A 19,441-nucleotide genomic window follows, 5' to 3' on the forward strand; every position below is an offset into this window, starting at 1 on the left:
TTAACAAGCGGCCCGGAAAGGGCAATTCACGGGACGGTCCGGTGCCGCGCGGCTTGCGTCCGGAGGAGTGGTTGTGAATCTTGGGTCTCTGGATTCGGGGGATTGTGGATGCGGGCATGCGTTCCGGGGGCGGCGGGCCTTCTGGCCCTCTCCCTGCTGGCCGGCATCGCAGCCTTCCTGCCCGCCATCCCGGCGGCATGGGCCGCGACGCCGCCGCGCCAGCCGCAGGCCCCGGCCCGCACGGCGGAGCGCGAGGTGGTGGTGCAGAACGCCACCGACATGCCGCTGCGGGAGCTGTACCTGCGCCCGGAGGGCGCCGCGGAGCGCGGGACGGACCGGCTGGGCAACGAGATGCTCGGCCCGGATGCCAGCACGCGCCTGCGGCTGGGCCGGGGGCGGGAATGCGTCTTCGAGGTGACCGCGGTCTTCGCCGATGATTCGGAGGAGAAGCGGGCGCGGCAGGACCTGTGCCGGAGCCCGCGCCTGGTCTTCGGCGACCCGGCGGTGCCGAAGCGGTCCCTGCTGATCGAGAACCGTTCCGGCCAGGCGCTGCGGGAGCTCTACGCCTTGCCCGCCGGGCGGCTGCGTGACCGGAACGGCGCCCCCAATTGGGGCGTGGACCGGCTGGGCGAGGAACCCGTGGGGGATGGGGAGACCTTCCGCCTGACGCTGCGCGTGCCCGACTGCCGCGTGGACCTGCGGGCTGTCTACGAGAATGACGAAGCGGAGGAGAAGCGCGGGGTGGATGCCTGCTCGGTGCGGAACCTGGTCTTCGACGGCAGCGGCGTGCCCCACCCGCCGGACATCCCGCTGAGCTTCCTGAACCGGCATGACGCGCCGATCGCGGAGCTCTACATCTCCGGCACCGACAAGGACGAATGGGGGCCGGACCGGCTGGAAACGCCGCTGGAGCGCGGCAGCCGCCGGCGGCTCGACATCGCGGTGGACTGCACCGCCGACATGCGCATCGTCTTTCCCAACGGTGCGGCGGAGGAGCGGCGGGAGGTGGATCTCTGCGCCGAGACGCTGATCGTCTTCCGCCCCGGCTGGACCGTGGCCGCGCGGCTGGATGCCGGGCTGGCGGAACCGCCGCCGCCGCGCCCGGGCAGCCTGCGCCTGCGCAACGCCGCGCGGGTGCCGGTGGTGCAACTCTACGTGGATGCACCCCGGAAGGAGGGCGCCGCTCCGGCGGGGGCACCGGAGCGGGGGCCGGACCGGCTGGGCCGCAACGTGCTGGGGGTGGGCGAGACGCTGGACCTGGCGCCGCCGGAGCCCGGCGCCTGCGCCGCCAGCCTGCTGGCCGTGCTGCGGGACGGGACCGAGATCCGCCACGATTCCGTCGATCTGTGCTCCGGCCAGGAACTCGCCCTGCGATGAAGCCCTTTCCCCCGCGATCCGCTTTCCTGCTGCGCTGTCTGGCGGCGGCCCTGGCCCTGCCGGTGCTGCTGGCCGCCATGCCCGCCGCCGCCCAGGCGCCGCATGCCATTCCCGTGGCGCTGCGCGGCAACTGGTTCGCCGGTTCCTGCGAGGCGCCGGAGGCGATGCTGGCGCTGACCGCGCGTTCCGCCGCGCGGATCGGCAAGGGGCCCTCGCGGCTCGACCGTTTCACCGCGCTGCGCGACATCCCCGGCTGGCTGCTCGGCACCTCCGAGGGGGTGGAGGCCCCGCGCCTGCTGCTGCGCGCCCGCGATGCCGGGCTGGAAACAGCGGAACCCGAGGCCAAGACCCTGGATACCGGCCTGCCCGGCGATGTCCCGGTGATCACCTGGCGGCGCTGCGAGCCGCCGCCCCTGGCCTGGATGCTGCGGCATGGCGAAGGGGCGGCCGTGATGGGCGCGGTGGAGCGGATGGAGGCGGGCTGCATGCCCGGCGCCACCGCCCTGTCCTGCGCGGAGGCGGTGGTCGCGGCGGCGGATGTGTCGGGCGACCGGCTGCTCGGCCCGGCCGAGATCGCCCGCATCGCGCGCGGCCTGGGCTGGATGATCGCCGTGCGGGCGGGCACGGCGGGGGATGACGACCTGCTTTCCGTGGGCGGGCCGCTGCTGGGCGGGCTCGCCGCCGCCCGGGTGATGGTGGGCAGCCTGGACTATGACGGGGATGGCAGGCTCTCGGCCCGGGAACTGGCGCAGGACCGCGGCGGCCCCATGCCCGTGCCCGCCGCCGGGGGCTTCCCCCGGGACCATGGCGGGCGCTCCCCCGGCCCCCACTTCCCCGGCGCTGGGGGCCGCCGCGGGCCGGCCGCTGAAGCTGGACGGGCTGGAACAGGGGGCAGGGCTGCTGCGGGACCTGCTGGACGGGCTGCTGGGCGGGGGGTAGCCCCCGGGCGGGAGGCGCTGTAACCTCCCGACATTCATGCATGAAGGTAAGTTTGGCCGTCAGTCTTCTGTCCCTGCACACCCACCGCCCGGGTCCCATGGCCCCGGTACCGCCGTTCCGCCGCGCCTTCCGCGCCGGTGGAACGGCCCCGTCGCCCTGGCTTCCCCGGGCGCATTGAGGTCTGAACCGCCATGTCGATGCTGAACACCGCCGCCGCGGTGCTGCGCTGCTTCTCGCCGGACCACCCGGAACTGACCACCTCCGAGGTGGCGGACCTGCTGCACCTGCCGAAGAGCAACGCCTCACGCGTGCTGCGCGCGATGCGGGAGGCCGGCTTCATCGATGCCGTGCCCGGTTCCCGCCGCTACCGGCCGGGGCTGCTGCATCTCGACCTGGGGCAGGTCCTGCGGAACGGCTCCGTCCAGTGGCGGGAGGCTCAGGCGGTGCTGCTGCGCCTGTCCCGGCTCGGGCGGCTGACCGGCGAGGTCAGCCTGCTGGACGGGGCGCAGGTGGTGCGGCTGATGCGGATGAAGGATGGCCTGCCGGTGGCCCCGCTCCCCAGCCGTGTTCCCGCCTGGGACGATGTGGCGGGGCTGGCGCTGCTGGCACGGCTGCCCGAACCCGCCCTGCCGGCGCTGCTGGAACAGGTGCCGCCGGAACCCGGGGCGGAGGCGGTGGCGCGGATCGTGGCGGCGGCGCGGCGGGAAAGCCTCGTGCGCCTGCCGGGACCGGAGGAGCGGCAGGAAAGCCTGGCCTTCGCGGTGCTCGACCCGGCGCGGGAGGAAGCCGTCGCCATCAGCCTGCTGGTGCCGGACCTGTCCTATCCCGAAGGGCAGAGGCTGCTGCCGGCCATCCTGACCGAGATGCGGAGCCTCGCGGCCCTGATCGGCGACCGGGATCTGCTGCGCGGCCTCGCCCCGGCCCAGCCCCGCGCCGCCTGAGGCATCCCCCCGGCACGCTCGCGCGGCCGGGGGCGGGCGTCAGCCCGCGATGCTCTTGCCCTTGGAGCCGAGATCCGTGAAGGCCTCCGCCAGGCGCTCGACGATGCCGAGCTCGCCCGCGCGCAGCCACTTCCGCGGGTCGTAGAGCTTCTTGTACGGCTTGCCGGTTTCCGGATCGACCTGGAACTCGAAGGCCTTCGGGTTCGCCTTCACATACTCGCCCACCGGCTTGGCGAAGGCGAACTGCGTGTCCGTGTCGATGTTCATCTTGAACACGCCGTAGCTCACCGCCTCGTGGATCTTCTCCTTCTCGGAGCCCGATCCGCCGTGGAAGACGAGGTTCAGCGGCTTGGCCCCGCCGCCATGGCGCTCGGAGACCAGCGCCTGCGAAGCCTTCAGGATCTCGGGCCGCAGCTTCACGTTGCCCGGCGCATAGACGCCATGGACGTTGCCGAAGGAGGCCGCCACGGTGAAATGGCCGACCGGGCTCAGCTTCTCATAGGCGTAGAGCACGTCCTCGGGCTGGGTGTAGAGATGCGCGTTGTCGGCGGACTCCTCCAGCTCGTGGCCGATGCCGTCCTCCTCGCCGCCGGTCACGCCCAGCTCGATCTCCAGGCTCATGCCCATCGGCGCCATGCGCTTCAGCACGCGCACGCATTCCTCGACATTCGGCTCCAGCGCCTCTTCCGAGAGGTCGAGCATGTGCGAGGAGAAGAGCGGCTTGCCCGTCTTGGCGAAGTGCTCCTCGCTGTGGTCGATCAGCGCATCCACCCAGGGCACCAGCTTGCGGTCGGCATGGTCGGTGTGGAGCACCACGCAGATGCCGTACTGCTCGGCCAGCAGATGCACGTGCTGCGCGGCGGACACCGCGCCCAGGACGCGCGCCTTGGCGGCGTCGGGGCAGCCCTCGCCGGCCATGAAGCGGGCACCGCCGTTGGAAAGCTGGATGATGACGTCGGACTTGTTCTTCGCGGCGGCTTCCATCACCGCGTTGATGCTGTCGCTGCCGACCACGTTCACTGCGGGCAGGGCATAGCCGCCGGCTTTGCAGGCCGCGACCAGCGTCGCATAGTCCTTGCCGGAGACGACACCCGGCTTCAGGCGGGTGGCCGGGTTCAGGGTCGCTGCATCACTCATGGGATATCCCTTCGGCGGACAGTTCTGCCGGTCCTTCTAGCATGCTGCGCCGCCCAGGGGACCGGGGCGGGGCCGGGAATATGTCTGCGAAGCCCCTTGTGGAGCTTCTCGCCCGGGCAGGGCTGGGCCTCAGGCCGGGGCGGAAACGGAAGCGGGCCGTTTCCGCCGGTCGGGAAGGGCCCCCGTAAACCCCTTCGGGGCCTTTGGCCGGGGGTGGAAAGGGCACCGCGACAGGGTGGCGGAAGGGTCTGGAGCGGGCCCCGCGGACGGGCGGATCGCGCTCAGCCCTGGCCGCAGACCTGCCGCACATAGTCGCGCCCGGCCTGGGTGGTCGGCGCGGCGCGGAGGCACCAGTCGGGGCGCTGGGCCGTGGCAACCGGCACCTGGGCGCGGACCTGCTGCAACCGGGGCTGCCCCATGGGCTGGCCGGCGGGCCGGACCATGACGTTCTCGGGCTCCGCCGGCGCCACCATCACGGGGGCGAAGCGCGCCTGCTGGGCCTGCTGCGCCTGGGCCGCCGCCAGCCTGGCCTGCTCCACGTCCCGCAGCGCCTTGGCGACGTTCGGGTCCTGCGACAGGATGGCGATCGCCACGTCATCGCGGCCCATGGCATGGAAGGCGGCCGCGTTGGCGCGCCGGGCACAGCCCTCGCTCTCGCTGCCGAGCGAGGCGGTGAAGCCGCCGCCCAGGAAGGCGCCGCCGATCTGCGCCGCGGTGGTGCAGGGCGCCACGGACAGCGCGCCATAGACGCTCGGCACGTTCTCGACGCCGCCCTTGTAGGTGACGGTGTTGGAACCGCTGCTGGAGCCGGAGCCGCTGACCACGATGGCATTCGCCACCGCACCCGCCGAGGTGCTGCTGGACTGGGTCTGGGCCGAGGCGGGAAGGGCGGCGAACGCCACCCCCACCGCCAGCACGCCAGCGCCGAGGAGGCGTGCCATCGGCACGCCCCGCCCAGCCGGCTGCCGCGCCGCGCGGCTCACTGGCCCACCCCTTGGCCCGCCCCGACGGGCGCGAAGCCCTGGCCGGTGAACGCGCCCTGCCAGGCGCTGCCGCTGAAGTCCACGCCGCTGGCGAAGGACGAGCCCGCGCCCGTGGCGGCGCCCCAGGTGGCCGAGAGGCCTTCCACGCTGGAAGTGCCGCCGCTGTTGAAGGAGTAGACCTTGCCCGCGCTCTGGGAGGAGGCGCTGGTGTCGCCGATGCCCTTGGCAAAGCTGCCGCCGGTCACGCCGGCGCTGCTGAACTGGCTGCTGCCGGAAAAGTTCTGCGCCATGGCGATGCCCGGGATGGTCGCGCCCAGGGCGAGGGCGCTCGCCATGAGGGAGGTTCTGAGAATGGCACGCATCGATCTGTCTCCTCGTGGCATTTCATTTAAATGCTAACGTCTCAATTTTTAATAATACCTTTAGATCGTGTCAACTGGTGATTGCGATCCCACCAAGCTGTGAACGTCGCTGCAATTGCACGCGTGCCGCATCGTCCGCCGGACTGCCTTGCCCCCATCCGGTCCACCGCAATGTCATCTGGAAGTCATATGACGGGCGATCTATGCATCCTTCCCGCTTTCCCTCTCTGACCCGCCAGGACGGAGACCGACCATGGCCCGATCCGCAGTCTCCCCATCCGATCCCCGGCCCGCGGCTTCCCGCGGGGATGGCCCGGCCGGACCCGGTGGCACCCTCCTGCCGCGCTCCGTGGCGCAGCCCCGCCGCGCCAGCCTCGCCGTTCAGGTCTGCGGCGACCTGTCCGCCCGGATCGAGGCGGGCGAGCTGCGCCCGGGCGACAAGCTGCCGACCGAGAAGGAGCTGATCGCCCGCTATGGCGTCAGCCGCACCGTGATCCGGGAGGCCGTCTCCAGCCTTCGCGCCGCCGGGCGCCTGTCGGTGGAACAGGGGCGCGGCATGTTCGTGCTCGCCGCGCCCCAGGCGCCGCACTACCGGCTGGAAGCCTCGCAGATCGATACGGCGGAGGAGATGCTGCGCCTGATCGAGGTGCGGGTCGCGCTGGAATCCGAGGCCGCCTGGCTGGCCGCCCAGCGCCGTGGCGAGGACCAGGCCCAGGCCCTGCTGCAGGCCGCGGAACGCTTCGGCACCGACCCTTCCGATGCCGGGGGCTCCACCGCCATGGACCGCGCCTTCCATCTCCAGATCGCCGCCTGCTGCGGCAATGCCTATTTCGAGACGCTGCTCTCGGGCCTGCCCGCGCAGCTCGTCCCGCGCTCCCGGCTGGAACTCTTCCGCGATGCAGAGGCCCGGGCGGCCTATCTCCGCATCCTGCGCATCGAGCATGTGCAGATCGCCACCGCCATCCTGCATGGCGATGGCGAAGGCGCGCGCGCCGCGATGCGCCTGCACCTGCTGAACAGCCGGGAACGCCTGCGGGAGGCGGTCTCCGCCATCGCCGCCGGCTGAGCCGCGTATCTTCCCGCTTGCCTTCCGGAAGGCTTATTCATAAGACGTCATACCACTATATGTTTACATCCAGACGATGGAGAGCGGCATGGCGGAGCATTTCACCCCGGAGGCCCTGAAGGCGAAGCTGCCCACCGGGCTCCTTTCCTTCCCGGTGACGGATTTCACCCCCTCCGGCGACCTGGATGTGGACGGCTACCGCCGCCGCCTGGAATGGCTCTCGCCCTATGGCACCGCCACGCTCTTCGCCGCCGGCGGTACGGGCGAGTACTTCTCCCTCACCCCGGGCGAGTATTCCCAGGTGGTGAAGGCGGCGGTGGAAGGCGCGGCCGGGCAGCTCCCCATCGTGGCCGGCGCCGGCTACGGCACCCGCACCGCCATCGAATACGCGCAGGAGGCCGAGCGACTCGGCGCCGCCGGCATCCTGCTGATGCCGCCCTACCTCACCGAAACCTCCCAGGCCGGGCTGCGCGCCCATATCGCGGCGGTCTGCAAGGCCACCTCGCTCGGCGTCATCGTCTACAACCGCGCCAACTGCCGGCTGAGGCCCGAGACCCTGGCCGCCGTGGCCGAGGAATGCCCGAACCTGATCGGCTTCAAGGACGGCGTCGGCGACATCGAGGCGATGACCGCCGTCTACAGCGCGCTGGGCGACCGGCTGACCTATCTCGGTGGCCTGCCGACGGCGGAGGTCTATGCCGCCGCCTATCTCGCCATGGGCGTGCCGACCTATTCCTCGGCGGTGTTCAACTTCATCCCGCGCACGGCGCAGGAATTCTATGCCGCCGTCACCACCGGCGACATGGCGACCGTGAACCGGCTGCTGAAGGACTTCTTCTTCCCCTACCTCGCCATCCGCAACCGCCAGCCGGGCTATGCGGTCAGCATCGTCAAGGCGGGTGCCGGGATCATCGGCCGCGGCGCCGGCCCGGTGCGCTCGCCGCTCAGCGACCTGACGGCGGAGGAGAAGCAAAGCCTGCGCGCGCTGGTCGAGAAACTCGGCCCGCAATAGGCGGCCCGCAACAGGCGGCGTGGCGGCGGGGAGGCCGCCACGCCATCCACCTCACCGCATCCCGCAACAGGGCTGCGGTTCCGTCCGGGAAGGAAAAGACGAAACATGCACCGCCGTGGATTCCTGCGCGCCTCGCTCCTCACGCCTCTCCTGGGTGCCCCCGCGCTCCTCCCCCGCGCCGCGCGGGCGGAGGCGGCCTGGCCGGAGCGCACCGTCACCATCGTCTCCCCCTTCGCCCCGGGCTCCTCCTCCGACATCGTGGCGCGCGCCATCGGGGTGCAGATGCAGCAGGGGATCGGCAAGCCCGTGGTGGTGGAGAACCGCCCCGGCGCCACCGGGGAGATCGGCGCCCGCTTCGTCATCCGCTCCGCCCCCGATGGCCACACGCTGATGCACGCGCCGATCAGCACCTGGGCCATCAACGCCGCGCTGCGCCCCAATCTCGGCTACGACCCGGTGCGCGACTTCACCGGCCTCAGCCAGACCGTGCGCACGCCCAATGTCCTGGTGGTGAACCCCGCGCAGGTGAAGGCCGGCCATCTCGCCGGGCTCGTGGAATGGCTGAAGGCGCGCAAGGGCGCCACCTCCTACTCCACCTCCGGCGTCGGCTCCTCCGACCATCTGACCATGGAGATGTTCAAGCAGGTCACCGACACGGAGATCTCGCACATCCCCTATGCCGGCGGCGCCCCCGCCACCACCGACCTGATCGCCGGCAACGTCCAGCTCTCCTTCCAGAATCTCGGCTCCATCCTGCCGCAGATCCGCGACGGCCGCGTGAAGCCCATCCTGATCACCAGCGAATCGCGCTCCGCCCTCCTCCCCGAGGTGCCGACGGGTATCGAGGCCGGGCTGCAGGGCTTCACCGTCTATTCCTGGCAGGCGATCGGCGGCCCCGCCGGCATGGCGCCGGACCTCGCCACCCGTGTCCACGCCGCCATCCTGGCGGCGCTGCGCCATCCCGACACCCGCCGCCGCATGGACGAGATCGGCTTCGAGGTCGTGGGCAGTACCCCGGCCGAGTTCGCCGCCTTCCAGAAGGGTGAGATCGCCCGCTGGAAGGAGGTCGTCCGCCGCGGCAACATCACGCCGGACTGAGACCGGTTCGCGAAAGTTCCGGCTTTCGCAGCCCGGTATCGCACGCGGGGCTGGCGGGGCCCCGCGCCCGCCGGGGGCCGGAATCGCCCCCGGCACCGCGCCGGGCGGGCGCGCCCGGAACCGGCGCGCTCACGCCCCGGCCAGCACCAGCAGCACCCCCGCCACCACCGTCATCGCCCCCGCCACCTCCGGCCGGGTGAAGCTTTCCCGCAGGTAGAAGCGGCCCAGCATCATGGTCATCAGGATCTCGACCTGCCCCCACCGCCCGCACCAGCCCCAGCGGCGCCAGGGCGAAGCCGGTGAACCAGCAGGCCGAGCCCAGCGCCGAGAGCGCCCCCACCGGCGCCGCCTTGCGCCAGCCGCGGAAGACCGCGCGCAGGTGCTCCGGCTCCCGCCACAGCATCCAGCCGCCCTGCATCAGCGATTGCAGGATGTTCATCGCCGTCAGCGCCACCAGCGCCCCGCGCACCGCATCCGTGCCGGGCGGCAGCGAGGCCATGGCCAGCTTGGTGAACATGCCGGTGGCGGCGAAGGCCAGCCCCGCCCCCAGCCCGCACAGCGCCGCCGGCTGCACCGTCGCGCGCAGCAGGTCGCGCGGCCCGCTGGCCTTGCCCGCCAGCGAGAGCACCAGCACCCCCGCCACGCTCACCAGCACGCCGAGCCAGGCCAGGGGCCGCAGCACCTCCCCCAGCACCAGCGTGCCCAGGATCGCGCCCTGCATCGCATCCGTCTTGCTGTAGGCCGTGCCGACCACGAAGTTGCGGTAGCTGAAGCTCATGATCAGCAGGTTGGTGCCGAGGATCTGCACCGTCCCGCCCACCAGCGCCCAGCCGAGGAAGGCCCAGCCCGGCCGCGGCATCGCGCCGCCCAGCAGCAGCCCGTGCAGCAGCAGCAGCCCCAGCGCCGTGGGGGCGCCATAGAGGAAGCGCACCAGCCCGGCGGCGTTCACCGACATCGCGCCGCGCAGCCGCTGCTGCATCGCCGTGCGCCAGGACTGGAAGAAGGCGGCCCCGAGCGTCGCCGGCAGCCAGAGGACGGAAAGGATCACACGGATATCCAACGGAAGGGGAGGCGGGTCCCGCCCAGGCCGGCAGGCTAGGCAAATCGCGCGCCGCCGGGCATGGGCCGGACCGGGACCCAGCCTCCCGCCCGCTCCGCCTCGCCCGGGACCGGCCCGGCCCGCCGGGCCTTTCCCTCCGGGAACCTTCCGCCGTTTCGGCGTTTCCTATCCGGGCGGCCCGTGCCAGGGAGGGCGGGGACCGCGACAACAGGGAGGGGAGGATCGGACCGATGGAGGGACGCGCCAGCACCGCCACAGCGGCAACCGGGAAGGCCAGCTTCGAGACCGACATCCCCGCCCGGCTGGACCGCCTGCCCTGGTCGCGCTTCCACTGGCTGGTGGTCGTGGCGCTCGGCATCACCTGGATCCTGGACGGGCTGGAGGTCACCCTCGTCGGCTCGCTCGGCGGCGCCATCCACAACAGCCCCGTCCTGCGCCTGACGGAAACCCAGATCGGCCTCAGCGCCTCCGCCTATCTCATCGGCGCCGTCCTGGGCGCCCTGTTCTTCGGCCGCCTCACCGACAGCCTGGGCCGCAAGAAGCTCTTCACCGTCACCCTGCTGGTCTACATGGCGGCCACCATCGCGACCGGCTTCTCCTGGAATTTCTGGAGTTTCGCCCTGTTCCGCTTCCTCACCGGCGCGGGCATCGGCGGCGAGTACGCGGCGGTGAACTCCACCATCCAGGAACTGATCCCCGCCCGCCGCCGCGGCGTCACCGACCTCGTGGTCAACGGCACCTTCTGGGCCGGCGCCGCCTTTGGCGCCCTGGGCGCGGTGGTGCTGCTCGACCCGCGCGTGATCGACCCGGAACTCGGCTGGCGCCTCGCCTTCGGCATCGGCGGCACCCTGTCGCTCATCGTCCTCTTCCTGCGCCGCTGGATTCCCGAAAGCCCCCGCTGGCTGATGACCCATGGCAGACAGCACGAGGCCGAGCGCATCATCGGCGACATCGAGGACTGGGTGCGCGACAACCATGGCCCCCTGCCGGAGGCGGAGCACCGCACCATCCGCCTCGTGCCCCGCACCCACACCAGCCTGCGGGAGGTCGCGGCCACCATGTTCCGCACCTATCCGCAGCGTTCCATCCTGAACATCGTGCTGATGGCCTGCCAAGCCTTCTGCTACAACGCGATCTTCTTCACCTACGCCCTGGTGCTCACCCGCTTCTACGGCATCGAGGCCAACCATATCGGCTGGTTCATGCTGCCCTTCGCGGTCGGCAACCTGATGGGCCCGCTGCTGCTCGGCCATTTCTTCGACAGCATCGGCCGCCGGCCCATGATCACCGCCACCTACGCCCTGTCCGGCATCCTGATAGCCGCCACCGGCTATGCCTTCGCCCAGGGCTGGCTCTCCGCCTGGGAGCAGACGGCGGCCTGGACGGTGATCTTCTTCTTCGCCTCCGCCGCCGCCTCCGCCGCCTACCTCACCGTGGGCGAGAGCTTCCCGCTGGAGATGCGCGCCATGGGCATCGCCCTCTTCTACGCCTTCGGCACCGGCATCGGCGGCGTCGCCGGCCCGGCCCTGTTCGGCGCGCTGATCGAGGGCGGAGCGCGCGAGAACATCATGTGGGGCTACATGCTGGGTGCCGCCCTGATGCTGATCGCCGCCGCCACCGAATGGAAGCTGGGCTTCGCCGCCGAACGCCGCTCGCTGGAGGATGTGGCGACACCCCTGTCGCATGCGGCGGAGTGAAGCTCATCCGGGGCTTGGGCGCTGCTCCGGTTGATCCCCCGGGCGGAGGCGCCGCCTCCCCCGGTCCCCCTCCGCTGGGGAGATCGTATCTCCCCAGACCCCGCCTTTCGTTGGCGCCGGGTGGCCAGGTCAATCTGCCACCCGATCCCTGGGAACAGGTGGATCAACTGGGCTCCCAGAAGCAGAAAAACACCTTGCCCACGCTGGTGGCGCCCACAGTCGCCGGAGCGCCATGCGCTCCGGCCGCAGCAGGCGCCCACGAACCGGGTCCAGGGCCCGCAGGGTCCTGGTGGAGTGGGAGTTTGGGGGCGAGGCAAAGCCTTGCCCCCAAGGCCGCCACCATCACAGACCATTCCTTCCAAAATCAAAACCGTTCAGCACATCCCGCAGCAGCCGCACGCCCCCGTGGATGGCGGGCTCGTCGAGGCTGGCATAGCCCATCACCAGCCCTGCCATATCGTGGCGGCTGGCGGGGAGGGGGCATAGAGCGGCGTGACGGGATAGAGGCCGAGCCCCGCCGCGCGGGCCTGGGCGACGAGGGCATCCTCCGCCGCGGCCGGCACATGGGGGAGCCAGGCCACGAGATGCAGCCCGGCCTCGGCGCCCACCACCTTCACCGCGCTGCCGAGATGGTCCGACAGGGCCGCCAGCAGGGCAGCGCGCCGCTCCCCGTTGCGGCGGCGGACACGGCGCACATGGCGCTCATAGGCGCCGCTCTCGATCATCCCGGCCAGCGCCTCCTGCTCCAGTCCGGGCGAATGCCGGTCCGTCAGCCGCTTCGCCTTGGCGAAGACCGCCGACAGCGATGCGGGAAGCACGAGATAGCCGAGGCGCAGCCCGGGCGAGAGCGTCTTGGACACCGTGCCGAGATAGATCACCCGCCCCGCCTCATCCAGCGCCTGAAGGGGTGGGATGGGGGCGATGTCGAAGCGGTACTCGCTGTCATAGTCGTCTTCGACGACATGGGCGCCCGTGCGCCGGGCCCAGGCGAGCAGTTCCCGCCGCCGCCCGGCCGGCATGACGCCGCCGAGCGGAAACTGGTGCGAGGGCGTGACATAGGCCAGGCGTGCCCCGGGCAGCGCCTCCGTCGCCATGCCGGCCCGGTCCACGGCGGTGGGGATCACCTCCGCCCCCGCGGCCAGGAAGACCTGCCGCGCGAGGTTGTAGCCAGGGTCTTCCATGACGGCGCGGTCCCCGGGGTCGAGCAGCAGCCGCGCGCAGAGGTCCAGGCCCTGCTGCGAGCCATTCACCACCACGATCTGGTCCGGCTCGCAGCGCAGCCCCCGGGCGCGCCAGAGATAGCCCCGCAGGGCATCGCGCAGGGCCGGGGAGCCGCGCGGATCGCCATAGCGGAGGCGCCGGGGGCGGCGCAGCAGGGCCGCCACCAGCGCCCTGCGCCAGGCGAGCCGGGGAAAGTCGGCGGCGGCGAGGTCGCCATAGCGGAAATCCGCGATCATCCCCCTGTCTTCACGCGGGGGCGGCAGGTCGAATTCCTCCAGCCTCCGGCCATAGGCCGACAGCCTTCCAGGCTGCCCGGGCGGATCGGGCGGCTCTGGTCCGGACGGCTTTGGCTCCGGCACCGTGGGCATCGGGCCGAGCCGTGGCGCGACCCGTGCCCGTGTGCCCTGTCGGGTTTCCAGATAGCCTTCGGCGATCAACTGGTCATAGGCCGCCGTCACCGTCGTGCGCGAAACGCCCCATTCGGCGGCCAGGGCGCGGGTGGAGGGCAGGGGGGCGCCGGGGCCGAGCAGGCCCGAGGCGATCCGCTCCCTGATCGACGCGCAGATCCGCCGGGCGACTCCGTCCCGGGGCCACGCCTCCGCCGCCTTGCCTGGCAACTGGCCCTCCGTTTCCGCTGGAAACTGGATGTTCCTTCTGGGCCAGTACCGGACCATGGTCCAGCCCGATCGATGAGGCCCTGCCGATGTATGTCCCGCCCGCCTTCCGCGACGATGACCTGACCGTCCTGCACGCGACGATGCGGCAGGTCCGCCTGGCCAACCTGGTCACGGCCACGGCGGAAGGTCTGATCGCCACGCCGCTTCCGCTCTTCCTCGTGCCGGAGGAAGGTCCCCACGGCACGCTCTACGGCCATCTGGCCCGCGCGAACCCGCAATGGAGGCTGCCGCCGGCGGGCGAGGCCATGGCCCTGTTCAACGGGCCGGACGCCTATGTCAGCCCCGCCTGGTATCCCTCCAAGCAGGAGCATGGGAAGGTCGTGCCGACCTGGAACTACGTCGCCGTCCACGCCTATGGCCCGGCCGAGTTCTTCGAGGATGCGGGCCGCCTGCTCGACGTCGTGACGCGGCTGACCGCGCTGCACGAGGCGCCCCGCGCGGCATCGGGCGCCGGGCCCTGGGCCGTGGCCGATGCGCCGGAGGATTTCATCCGTGCCCAGCTCAAGGGGATCGTCGGCCTGCGCCTGCCCATCACGCGCATCGACGGCAAGCGGAAGATGAGCCAGAACCGCAGCGCCGAGGACCGCGCGGGCGCCGCCGCCGGCCTCGCCGCCAGCGACCGGCCCTCCGACCGCGCCGTCGCGGCGCTGATCCCGGGCTGAGGGGCGCCTCGCCATGCCCGACCTGTCCCAACTCGCCCTCTACCTGGCCGCGGCACTGCTGCTCGCCATCACACCCGGCCCGGGGCTCTTCTACGTCGCGGCCCGCACACTCGCCGGCGGCCGGACGGAAGGCGTGGCCTCCAGCCTCGGCACCGGGCTGGGCGGCATGGTCCATGTCCTGGCGGGCGGCCTGGGCGTGTCCGCCATCGTGCTGGCCAGCGCGGAGCTCTTCACCGCGCTCAAGCTGGCCGGCGCCGCCTATCTCGTCTGGATCGGCCTCCGCACCTTCCGTTCCGCACGCCGGGAGGCCCCGGTGGCCCTGGCCGGCGATGCAGCCCCGCCGGCCGGGCCGTGGCGGGCCTTCCGCGAGGGCGTGCTGGTCGAGGCGCTGAACCCGAAGACGGCCGCCTTCTTCCTGGCCTTCGTCCCGCAGTTCGTGGACCCCGGCGGCCCGGTGGCGCTGCAGTTCGTGGTGCTCGGCTTCGCATCGGTCGCGCTCAACACCCTGGCCGATGTCGCGGTCGCCTTCGCGGCGGGCGGCCTCCGCGACGGCGCGGCGGCACGCCCCGCTTTGGTCCGCCGCCTGCGGGAGGCATCGGGCGCTGCGATGATCATGCTCGGCATTGGTCTGGCGCTGGTACGACGGCCCGCTCCCTGAAGCCGGTCCCGGTCCCGGGGGCTTTTCCCGTCCCGCCTTCGCCCCCGATCCTGGCCGCCGCCAGCGTTCCAGCCCCGCACCGGCGGGGACGGGGCGCGGATGGCGCGCCTGCCCGGTTCCGGCCACCCACCATGGCTGCCCGCCTGGTCCGTCTTTATGAAATTTCTTTGTCGGTCTCCCGGAGCCAGTGATCGACCGTATCGTCCCGGACCGGAAACCGCGATTCGAGCGGCCGGGAAAAGGTTGGGACATGGTTGGGATCTGGAAGACCGGGCTGCTCTGCCTGGCAGCCGCCACCGGACTGGCGGGCATGAGAGGCGCGGAAGCGCAGACCATCTACCCGATCGACCGGGCGGAGATCCTGGCCGGCAGCCGCTTCGACCTGAAGGTGGAGTTCCCCGGGGTGGTGGCGCAGGACAAGCTGCGCGTCACCATCAACGGGCGCGACGTCCAGTCGGTGCTGGGCCGCGCGCCGGAATTCATCGAGCGCGAGGACGGCAAGGCGGCCTCCAGTGTCCTGCTGCGGGATGCGAGCCTCGCCACCCCCGGCGTCTACACCGCGACCGCCACCGACGGCACCCAGACCGCCAGCGTCACCTGGCAGGTCTATGCCGGCAACGGGCGCCAGGCCCGCAACGTCATCCTCTTCGTCGGCGACGGCATGACGGTCGCCAACGTGACCGCCGCACGCATCCTGTCCCGCGGCATCCGGGAGGGCCGCTACGACGGCCGCCTGACCATCGACAACTTCCCCGCCATGGCCACGGTCGGCACTTCCGGCGTGGACAGCATCGCGACCGACAGCGCCAACTCGGCCGCCGCCTATAACACCGGCCACAAATCGGCGGTGAACGCGCTGAACGTCTATCCCAGCCGCGCCGCCGACACCCTGGCCCATCCCAAGGTGGAGACGCTCGCCAGCATCGTGCAGCGCACCCGCGGCATGTCGGTCGGCGCGGTGACCAACACCGAGATCCAGGACGCCACCCCGGCCGCGGTCTTCGCCCATACCCGCCGCCGCTCCGACTACATCCCCATCACCGACCAGATGCTCGACAGCGGCGTGGACGTGCTGATGGGCGGCGGCTCCGCCTCCCTCCTGCCGCGCTCGGTCGCCGGCTCGCGCCGGTCGGACGAGCGCAACATGCTCGACGCCTTCCGCCAGCAGGGCTACGCCTTCGCCGAAACGGCGGGCGGCCTGGCCGAGGCCGCGGCGCAGCCCGAGACCCGCCGCCTGCTCGGCCTGTTCAACCTGGGCAACATGGACGGCGCGCTGGACCGCCGCGTGCTGCACCGCGGCACCACCGAACGCTTCCCGCAGCAGCCGGACCTGACCGAGCAGGTGCGCGCCGCGCTGCAGGTGCTCTCGCGCAACCCGGCCGGCTTCTACCTGATGGTGGAGAGTGGGCTGATCGACAAGGCGAACCACCCGCTGGACTGGGAGCGGGCGGTGTTCGACACCATCATGCTGGACAACGCGGTGAAGGTGGCGCGCGACTGGGCGGCCGACCGCAACGACACGCTGATCATCGTGGTGCCGGATCACACCCACGGCATGTCGATCATGGGCACGGTGGACGACAACAAGCCCGGCCCGCTGATGCGCGACAAGGTGGGCGTCTATCAGGATGCGGGCTTCCCGAACTATCCCCCGCCGGATGCCGACCACTATCCGACCCGGGTCGATGTCAGCCGCCGCCTGGCCGTCTTCTACAGCGCCACGCCGGACTACTGCGAGACCTTCCGCCCCAGCCTGGACGGCCAGCGCGTGCCGGCGGTGAAGAAGGGCGACATCTACGTCGCCAACGAGAAGCTCTGCGAGCAGCCGGGCGCGCAGCGGCGCGAGGGCGTCCTGCCGCGCACCGCTGATACCGGCGTGCATGCGGTGGATGACGGCATCCTCCGCGCCTGGGGTCCGGGCAGCGAGCGCTTCCATGGCTTCGTGGACAACACCTATGTCTTCCGCGGCATGGCCGAGGCGCTGGGGCTTGGCCAGTAGGGGCTTGGCCGGCAGCCACATGCTCGGCCGGCGCGCCATGTTCGGCGCGCCGGCCCTCCTGCTGCCGGGCTCCGCCCGGGCGGCGCCGGAGCGGCTCGGCTTCGACGAGCTCTACGGCACCTGGAGCGTCACCGGCCTGCGCTTCTCCGACAAGGTGCAGCGCCTCGCCGGTCGGATCGTCTCCCTGCGCGGCTACATGGCCCCGCCGCTTTCCGCCGAGGCGATCTTCTTCGTGTTGACCCGCGAGCCCATGTCGATCTGCCCCTTCTGCTCCTCCGACGCGGAATGGCCTCCGGACATCCTGGTGGTCTACCTGCGCCGCCGTGCCCTGCCGCTTGATCCCTCGGAACGGATCGAGGTGACCGGCCGGCTGGAAACCGGCTCCTGGACCGATCCGGAAACCGGCTTCGTCAGCCAGCTCCGCCTGCGCGACGCGGAATTCGCCCGTGCCTGAAAGCCTGTCCGAGCGCCTCTCCGCTCCCGCCGCCCGCCCCGCCGCCGGCGCGCTGTCCGTGCGCGGGCTGGTGCTGGGCGTGGCCGAGCGCGGCGCCGCGCCGCGCCGGCTGCTGGAGATCCCTGCGCTGGATCTGCCGGCCGGGGCCAGCCTGGGCATCGCCGGCCCATCGGGGTCCGGCAAGACCACCCTGCTGCACGCCCTGACCGGCATCGCCCAGCCACTCGCCGGCCACATCGCCTGGGGCGGGACGGAGCTGACCGCCCTGCCGCCCGCCGGCCGCGACGCCTGGCGGCGGCGCCATGTCGGCATGGTCTTCCAGGAGTTCCATCTGATCGACGGGCTGGACGCGCTGGGCAACGTGCTGCTGCCCATCCGCTTCACCCGCTGGGCCCCCACGGCGGAGGAAGCCGCGGCCGCCGTGGCGCTGCTCCGCCGGCTGGGCCTGCCCGCCGGGCACCAGCCCGTCGCCGCGCTCAGCCGGGGGGAACGGCAGCGTGTCGCCCTGGCCCGCGCCCTGCTCGGCCGCCCCGCGGTGCTGGTCGCCGACGAGCCCACCGCCAGCCTGGACGATGCCGCCGCCGCCACGGTCGCCACGCTGCTGCTGGATCTGGCGGCGGAGGCTGGCGCCACCCTGCTGGCCGCCAGCCACGACCCACGCCTGCTGGACCGGCTGGAACAGCGTGGCCGGATCGAGGGCGGTGCCCTCCTCCTCCCATGACGGCCCCTCCTGGTGAGCCCCTCCCTGGCGAACCGTCCTCCGATGAATCGCGCGCGATGAAGCGACCATGATGAATCCCTGGCCCGTCGCCCTGGCCTCGCTGCGCCGCCGTCCCTGGACGGCGGCGGCACTCTCCCTGCTGGTCGCCCTTTCCGTCGCGCTGGGCGTGGCGGTGGGGGCGGTGGAACGCGGCGTGCAGGCCGGCTCCATCCGTGCCGTCTCCGGCTTCGACCTGGTCATCGGCGCGCCAGGCAGCCCGACCCAGCTCGTCCTCGCCACCGTCTTCCTGCGCCCCGACGCCGTCCCGCTGATGCCCGGCACGGTGTTGAGCCGCCTCCAGGCGGAAAAAGGCATCGCCTGGTCCTCGCCGATCGGCTTCGGCGACAACTGGCGCGGCAACCCTGTCGTGGGCGTCACCGAGCCTTTCGTCACCCGCGGCGGGCGCCGCCCCCTGGCCGAGGGCCGGCTCTTCGCCGAACATTTCGAGGCGGTGGCGGGCGCCGCCGTGCCGCTGCGCCCCGGTGAGGAATTCACCCCCGGCCATGGGCGCCATGTCGATCCGGACGAGGCGGAGGGGCATGGCCACGAGCACAGCCACTACCGGGTGGTCGGCAGGCTGCCGCCGCAGGGCAATGCCTGGGACCGCGCCATCCTGGTGCCCATCGAGAGCGTCTGGGAACTGCACGGCCTGGGCAATGGCCATGGCGAGGAGGCGGAGGACGAGGAGCGCCTCGGCCCTCCCTGGACCGACCCGCCCGGCGTGCCGGCGGTGGTGGTCACGCCGGTCGGGGTGGCCGATGCCTACCGCCTGCGCTCCGCCTTTCGCGGGCCGGACAGCACGGCGGTCTTCCCGGCCGAGGTCCTGGTGCCGCTGCTGCACGTGCTGGGCGACGTGCGCGACCTGATGGGCGGCATGGCCTGGGCCTGCACGGTGCTGGTGCTGCTGGCGGTGTTCCTCTCGCTCTCCGCCCTGCTGGCCACGCGGCGGCGGGACTTCGCCACGCTGCGGGCGATCGGCGCGCCACCCCTTTATGTACTGGCCACCGTCTGGGTGGAGATGGGCGTGATCCTCTGCGCCGGGGCGATCGCCGGCCTGGGCCTGGGGCTGGGCCTCGCCGTCCTCCTCGCCCGGCTGGCCGCGCCCGACCTGTCCTTCAGCCTGGGCATCCGCCCGGACTGGGAGGACCTGCTGCTGCCGGGCGTGGCCGGGGTGCTCGGCCTGCTCGCCGCCCTGCTGCCCGCCTTCGCCACCAGCCGCCGCCCGGTCGAGGCCGACCTGCGCCACTGACCGACACAGGGCGGCACTTTCTGGTCCGTCATTCTCCGGTGCCCGCCCTGGCTCCCACCGCCCTGGCTCCCACCGCCCCCGAACGCCTA

General features: G+C 72.1%; 18 protein-coding genes. 13 read left to right on the forward strand and 5 right to left on the reverse strand.

Annotated elements, in window-relative coordinates; genetic code table 11:
- Positions 1-108: 108 nt before the first annotated feature.
- The 3 genes from MVG78_RS05085 to MVG78_RS21480 all read left to right on the forward strand — a co-directional run bounded on the left by MVG78_RS05085 (position 109) and on the right by MVG78_RS21480 (position 3,257).
- On the forward strand, positions 109-1,377 hold the full coding sequence (locus MVG78_RS05085; RefSeq protein WP_247558796.1) for a hypothetical protein: 1,269 nt from the start codon (positions 109-111) through the stop codon (positions 1,375-1,377).
- Positions 1,374-2,339 carry a hypothetical protein gene (locus tag MVG78_RS05090; RefSeq protein WP_247558797.1) on the forward strand — a complete coding sequence of 322 codons (966 nt, stop codon included), beginning with the start codon at positions 1,374-1,376 and terminating at the stop codon, positions 2,337-2,339. The genes MVG78_RS05085 and MVG78_RS05090 overlap by 4 nt, the downstream gene beginning before the upstream one ends.
- A gap of 168 nt (positions 2,340-2,507) precedes the next feature.
- Positions 2,508-3,257, forward strand: a complete 750-nt coding sequence (locus MVG78_RS21480; protein WP_282615050.1) for a helix-turn-helix domain-containing protein — start codon at positions 2,508-2,510, stop codon at positions 3,255-3,257.
- Positions 3,258-3,296: 39 nt separating this feature from the next.
- Here MVG78_RS21480 and fbaA read toward each other — a convergent pair whose 3' ends face one another.
- The 3 genes from fbaA to MVG78_RS05110 all read right to left on the reverse strand — a co-directional run bounded on the left by fbaA (position 3,297) and on the right by MVG78_RS05110 (position 5,739).
- Complete coding sequence (gene fbaA, locus MVG78_RS05100; protein ID WP_247558799.1) at positions 3,297-4,394, reverse strand: class II fructose-bisphosphate aldolase; 1,098 nt, start codon at positions 4,392-4,394, stop codon at positions 3,297-3,299.
- A gap of 281 nt (positions 4,395-4,675) precedes the next feature.
- Complete coding sequence (locus MVG78_RS05105; RefSeq protein WP_247558801.1) at positions 4,676-5,335, reverse strand: hypothetical protein; 660 nt, start codon at positions 5,333-5,335, stop codon at positions 4,676-4,678.
- 38 nt (positions 5,336-5,373) lie between these two features.
- The gene (locus tag MVG78_RS05110; protein ID WP_247558803.1) at positions 5,374-5,739 is read right to left on the reverse strand and encodes a hypothetical protein; all 366 of its coding nucleotides are present in this window, start codon (positions 5,737-5,739) and stop codon (positions 5,374-5,376) included.
- A gap of 253 nt (positions 5,740-5,992) precedes the next feature.
- Here MVG78_RS05110 and MVG78_RS05115 point away from each other — a divergent pair, with 253 nt between their 5' ends.
- The 3 genes from MVG78_RS05115 to MVG78_RS05125 all read left to right on the forward strand — a co-directional run bounded on the left by MVG78_RS05115 (position 5,993) and on the right by MVG78_RS05125 (position 8,915).
- A complete protein-coding gene (locus tag MVG78_RS05115) occupies positions 5,993-6,805 on the forward strand; it encodes a FadR/GntR family transcriptional regulator (protein WP_247558805.1) in 813 nt (270 codons plus the stop codon).
- 88 nt (positions 6,806-6,893) lie between these two features.
- Positions 6,894-7,817, forward strand: a complete 924-nt coding sequence (gene kdgD, locus MVG78_RS05120) for a 5-dehydro-4-deoxyglucarate dehydratase (protein WP_247558807.1) — start codon at positions 6,894-6,896, stop codon at positions 7,815-7,817.
- 105 nt (positions 7,818-7,922) lie between these two features.
- On the forward strand, positions 7,923-8,915 hold the full coding sequence (locus MVG78_RS05125; RefSeq protein WP_247558809.1) for a Bug family tripartite tricarboxylate transporter substrate binding protein: 993 nt from the start codon (positions 7,923-7,925) through the stop codon (positions 8,913-8,915).
- Here the strand turns inward: MVG78_RS05125 and MVG78_RS05130 are convergent.
- The gene (locus tag MVG78_RS05130) at positions 8,902-9,963 is read right to left on the reverse strand and encodes a DMT family transporter (RefSeq protein WP_247558811.1); all 1,062 of its coding nucleotides are present in this window, start codon (positions 9,961-9,963) and stop codon (positions 8,902-8,904) included. The genes MVG78_RS05125 and MVG78_RS05130 overlap by 14 nt on opposite strands.
- Before the next feature lie 242 nt (positions 9,964-10,205).
- Between MVG78_RS05130 and MVG78_RS05135 the strand changes: the two genes are divergently transcribed.
- Positions 10,206-11,672 (forward strand): MFS transporter, encoded by a 1,467-nt coding sequence (locus tag MVG78_RS05135; protein ID WP_247558813.1) that lies wholly within the window; start codon positions 10,206-10,208, stop codon positions 11,670-11,672.
- A 440-nt stretch (positions 11,673-12,112) separates the two neighbouring features.
- Here the strand turns inward: MVG78_RS05135 and pdxR are convergent, their stop codons facing one another.
- On the reverse strand, positions 12,113-13,510 hold the full coding sequence (pdxR, locus tag MVG78_RS05140) for a MocR-like pyridoxine biosynthesis transcription factor PdxR (RefSeq protein ID WP_247558815.1): 1,398 nt from the start codon (positions 13,508-13,510) through the stop codon (positions 12,113-12,115).
- 86 nt (positions 13,511-13,596) lie between these two features.
- Here pdxR and MVG78_RS05145 point away from each other — a divergent pair, with 86 nt between their 5' ends.
- The 6 genes from MVG78_RS05145 (at position 13,597) to MVG78_RS05170 (ending at position 19,352) form a co-directional block, all read left to right on the forward strand.
- Positions 13,597-14,232 (forward strand): FMN-binding negative transcriptional regulator, encoded by a 636-nt coding sequence (locus MVG78_RS05145; protein WP_247558817.1) that lies wholly within the window; start codon positions 13,597-13,599, stop codon positions 14,230-14,232.
- Positions 14,233-14,245: 13 nt separating this feature from the next.
- On the forward strand, positions 14,246-14,890 hold the full coding sequence (locus MVG78_RS05150; protein WP_247558819.1) for a LysE family translocator: 645 nt from the start codon (positions 14,246-14,248) through the stop codon (positions 14,888-14,890).
- Between the two features lie 250 nt (positions 14,891-15,140).
- Entirely contained in the window at positions 15,141-16,889 is a 1,749-nt protein-coding gene (locus tag MVG78_RS05155) for an alkaline phosphatase (RefSeq protein WP_247558821.1), read from the forward strand.
- Positions 16,890-16,893: 4 nt separating this feature from the next.
- The gene (locus MVG78_RS05160) at positions 16,894-17,343 is read left to right on the forward strand and encodes a hypothetical protein (protein ID WP_247558823.1); all 450 of its coding nucleotides are present in this window, start codon (positions 16,894-16,896) and stop codon (positions 17,341-17,343) included.
- Complete coding sequence (locus MVG78_RS05165; RefSeq protein ID WP_247558825.1) at positions 17,336-18,064, forward strand: ABC transporter ATP-binding protein; 729 nt, start codon at positions 17,336-17,338, stop codon at positions 18,062-18,064. The genes MVG78_RS05160 and MVG78_RS05165 overlap by 8 nt, the downstream gene beginning before the upstream one ends.
- Before the next feature lie 67 nt (positions 18,065-18,131).
- A complete protein-coding gene (locus MVG78_RS05170; protein ID WP_247558827.1) occupies positions 18,132-19,352 on the forward strand; it encodes an FtsX-like permease family protein in 1,221 nt (406 codons plus the stop codon).
- The last annotated feature ends 89 nt before the right edge of the window (positions 19,353-19,441 follow it).

The sequence above is a fragment of the Roseomonas gilardii subsp. gilardii genome (assembly GCF_023078375.1).
Taxonomy (GTDB): Bacteria; Pseudomonadota; Alphaproteobacteria; order Acetobacterales; family Acetobacteraceae; genus Roseomonas; species Roseomonas gilardii.

Bases quoted from the DNA above. Each gene is read 5' to 3' on its own strand.
- MVG78_RS05085 (WP_247558796.1), top strand. From the start codon at position 109: ATGCGGGCATGCGTTCCGGGGGCGGCGGGCCTTCTGGCCCTCTCCCTG.
- MVG78_RS05090 (WP_247558797.1), top strand. From the start codon at position 1,374: ATGAAGCCCTTTCCCCCGCGATCCGCTTTCCTGCTGCGCTGTCTGGCG.
- MVG78_RS21480 (WP_282615050.1), top strand. From the start codon at position 2,508: ATGTCGATGCTGAACACCGCCGCCGCGGTGCTGCGCTGCTTCTCGCCG.
- fbaA (WP_247558799.1), bottom strand. From the start codon at position 4,394: ATGAGTGATGCAGCGACCCTGAACCCGGCCACCCGCCTGAAGCCGGGT.
- MVG78_RS05105 (WP_247558801.1), bottom strand. From the start codon at position 5,335: ATGGCACGCCTCCTCGGCGCTGGCGTGCTGGCGGTGGGGGTGGCGTTC.
- MVG78_RS05110 (WP_247558803.1), bottom strand. From the start codon at position 5,739: ATGCGTGCCATTCTCAGAACCTCCCTCATGGCGAGCGCCCTCGCCCTG.
- MVG78_RS05115 (WP_247558805.1), top strand. From the start codon at position 5,993: ATGGCCCGATCCGCAGTCTCCCCATCCGATCCCCGGCCCGCGGCTTCC.
- kdgD (WP_247558807.1), top strand. From the start codon at position 6,894: ATGGCGGAGCATTTCACCCCGGAGGCCCTGAAGGCGAAGCTGCCCACC.
- MVG78_RS05125 (WP_247558809.1), top strand. From the start codon at position 7,923: ATGCACCGCCGTGGATTCCTGCGCGCCTCGCTCCTCACGCCTCTCCTG.
- MVG78_RS05135 (WP_247558813.1), top strand. From the start codon at position 10,206: ATGGAGGGACGCGCCAGCACCGCCACAGCGGCAACCGGGAAGGCCAGC.
- MVG78_RS05145 (WP_247558817.1), top strand. From the start codon at position 13,597: ATGTATGTCCCGCCCGCCTTCCGCGACGATGACCTGACCGTCCTGCAC.
- MVG78_RS05150 (WP_247558819.1), top strand. From the start codon at position 14,246: ATGCCCGACCTGTCCCAACTCGCCCTCTACCTGGCCGCGGCACTGCTG.
- MVG78_RS05155 (WP_247558821.1), top strand. From the start codon at position 15,141: ATGGTTGGGATCTGGAAGACCGGGCTGCTCTGCCTGGCAGCCGCCACC.
- MVG78_RS05170 (WP_247558827.1), top strand. From the start codon at position 18,132: ATGATGAATCCCTGGCCCGTCGCCCTGGCCTCGCTGCGCCGCCGTCCC.